This window comes from Kribbella sp. (genome assembly GCF_035687465.1).
Classification (GTDB): Bacteria; Actinomycetota; Actinomycetes; order Propionibacteriales; family Kribbellaceae; genus Kribbella.
The window spans coordinates 1-2,692 of sequence record NZ_DASRXP010000394.1 but is presented as its reverse complement, the minus strand read 5'-3'; the positions used below and the strand labels follow the sequence as shown (position 1 = coordinate 2,692).

3 protein-coding genes and 1 pseudogene are annotated in these 2,692 nt (G+C 67.0%); all 4 read right to left on the bottom strand.

The annotated features are described in order from the left end of the window. Positions 1–962, bottom strand: a 962-nt coding sequence (locus VFG33_RS20675) for a solute symporter family protein (protein WP_325054555.1), incomplete at its 3' end; no start/stop codon positions are given. Next, the gene (locus tag VFG33_RS20670) at positions 959–1,300 is read right to left on the bottom strand and encodes a DUF485 domain-containing protein (RefSeq protein ID WP_325054554.1); all 342 of its coding nucleotides are present in this window, start codon (positions 1,298–1,300) and stop codon (positions 959–961) included. The genes VFG33_RS20675 and VFG33_RS20670, both read right to left, overlap by 4 nt. A gap of 119 nt (positions 1,301–1,419) precedes the next feature. Beyond that, a complete protein-coding gene (locus VFG33_RS20665) occupies positions 1,420–2,214 on the bottom strand; it encodes a class I SAM-dependent methyltransferase (protein WP_325054553.1) in 795 nt (264 codons plus the stop codon). 38 nt (positions 2,215–2,252) lie between these two features. Further along, positions 2,253–2,692 (bottom strand): annotated as a pseudogene (locus VFG33_RS20660) (cytidylyltransferase domain-containing protein); the annotation flags it as partial.

The following is a 2,692-nucleotide window of genomic DNA, read 5'->3' as shown; positions in this document are numbered from 1 at the left end:
CTGTCCTTGCCGGTGTCCAGCAATGCCGCCGCGCCGAACCTGAGGGCCAGCGTCATCAGGTAGAAGGCGCCGATCAGGCCGATCGCCCACTGCACGGACCGCCTCGCCGAGCGCGAGTCCGGCACAGTGTAGAAGCGGATCAGGATGTGCGGCAGTCCCGCAGTGCCGAGGACCAGCGCGAGGCCCAGCGACAGGAAGTCGATCTGACCGGTCAGGTCCTTGCCGTAGAGCAGACCTGGCTGGAGGAAGGCCTCGCCCTTGCCCGAGTTGGCCGCGGCCGCGCCGAGCAGTTTCGACGGGTTGAAGTCGAACTTCAGCAGCACCAGGAAGGTGATCAGCAGGGTGCCGGTCATCAGCAGGACGGCCTTGACGATCTGCACCCAGGTGGTGCCCCTCATCCCGCCGATCGTCACGTAGATGATCATCAGCGCGCCGACCAGAACGATCACGCCGGCCTTCAGGCCCTCGCTCTTGACCCCGAGCAGCAGGCCGACGAGCGAACCCGCGCCGACCATCTGGGCGAGCAGGTAGAAGATCGACACCACGATCGTGGAGGTGGCGGCCGCGGTCCGGACCGGCCGCTGCTTCATCCGGAAGGCGAGCTGGTCGGCCATCGTGAAGCGGCCCGAGTTGCGCAGCAGTTCCGCGACCAGGAGCAGCGCGACCAGCCAGGCCACCAGGAAGCCGATCGAGTATAGGAAGCCGTCGTACCCGTAGAGAGCGATCTGGCCGGAGATCCCCAGGAAGGACGCTGCCGACATGTAGTCGCCCGCGACCGCGAGGCCGTTCTGGGCCCCGCTGAAGTTCCGCCCGCCCGCGTAGTAATCCGCCGCGGTCTTGTTCTGCCGGGACGCCCACCAGGTGATGTACAGCGTCACGGCAACCACCGCCGTGAACAGCGAGATGGTCAGAGCCTGGTTGCCCGGCTCGGCGTCGGCGAGCGGAATGAGAAGAGTCTTCACCGGCGGCGCTCCCTCTTGTACTTGGCGTTCAGCCCGCTCGCCAGCGGGTCCAGCTTGCGGTTCGCGAACCGGCCGTAGATCGCCGCGATCGCGAAGGTGGAGACGAACTGCAGCAGGCCGAACACCAGCGCCACGTTGATGTGCCCGATCAGCTTGTGACTCATGAAGTCACGAGCCCAGTTGTTGCAGGCGACGTAGGCCAGGTACCAGGTCATGAACGCGATGGTCCACGGCACCACGAAGTTCTTGTACCGCCGTTTCAGCTCCTGGAAATCGCTCGCGTCGTGCACGGCCTGGTAGGCACGGGCCTCGCGCTCGTGCACTGCTTCCTCGTCCATCTGCACCCCTCCGCTAGCAAAGCGATCAGGTGCACGTTAGCGGCTGGCCGCGTCAATGTGTCCGATCACGACCACAACATTTCGGTCGCAAAACCCTGGCAACGCCCTGTTAGCCCTCGTCAGAGCGGTGGGGCGACCGGCGCGTCGAGGGTGCGGCGGTAGTTGGCGAGGTCGCTGGGACGGGTCCGGTAGCAGTTCGTGAAGTACGGCATCCGCAGTGGTTCCGGCGGCCGCGCAGTACCGTCGTAGATCGCGTCGATCTGCTCCAGCACGGCTTCGCGCCGCGACTCGGTCAGTACTGCGATGCGCGAGTGCGACTGGGCCAGTTGCCTCAGGCCCCCGCGATCCAGGTCGTGCCAGTGCCGGAACCGGGCCGTCTCCACCAGCGAGAACAGATCCGACTGGAGCAGGGTGGGCATCGGGTCGTACTCGTCGCTCCCGATCAGGAAGTCCTCGCCCATGATCGCCCGGTGCAACCTCCGCACCCACGGGACGACGGTGTCGGAGTTGTTCCAGAGCAACCCCAGTACGCCGTGCGGCCGCAGTACCCGAGCTATCTCGGGCAAGGCCCGGGAGTGGTCGAACCAATGGAAGGCCTGACCCACGATCACGGCGTCCACCGAGCCGTGCGCCAGCGGGATCGACTCGGCGGTCCCGACCATCGTGTCGACGCCGGGGATCCGCCGGCACACGGAGAGCATCTCCTCCGACGGATCGACCGCGACCACGTCGTGCCCGAGCGCGGCCGCGACCGCGGTCAGCTTGCCGGTGCCGGCCCCCAGATCGAGGATCTGCAGCCGGCCGGGACCGAGGATCCAGCGCAGCGCGTCGGCAGGGAACGTCGGCCGGCCCGCGTCGTACGCGGCCGCGACGGCGCCGAAGGAGTGCGCGCGGTCTGGGTCATCGGTGGTCATCACCCCAAATCATGCCGTAGGTGCGGCCTGCCGGAGCGTTACTCGCCGAGCTTCTTCTGTTCGATGTGCTCGTTCAGTGCGTGCAGTTCCGGGTGTTTCTCCATGATCGCGACCAGATCCGCGCAGTCCAGCTGGTCCGCGCCGAAGTCCTCGATCAGCGTGGTGAGCAGGTTGCGGTCGTCCTGCGTGTCCAGCGTCAGCCGGTACTTCGAGCCGTCGACCGGGCCGTCCCAGGGGAGATTGAGCAGCCGCATGTCCCCGGTCCGGTTCTGGTGCAGGTACGAGGTGACGTGTTCGCGATCCGGCTGCAGCGTGGCCTCGGCATCGGCCTGGAGCAGCCGGGCGGCCGAGAAGACCTCGTAGTCCATGCCCCGCGGATAGGTCCGCTCGAGGCAGTTCGACACGTACAGGTTCTCGTCGTCCTCGGCCCGGAACCGGTCGACGCCGACGGCAACGACCTCGGGATCGATCAGCGGGC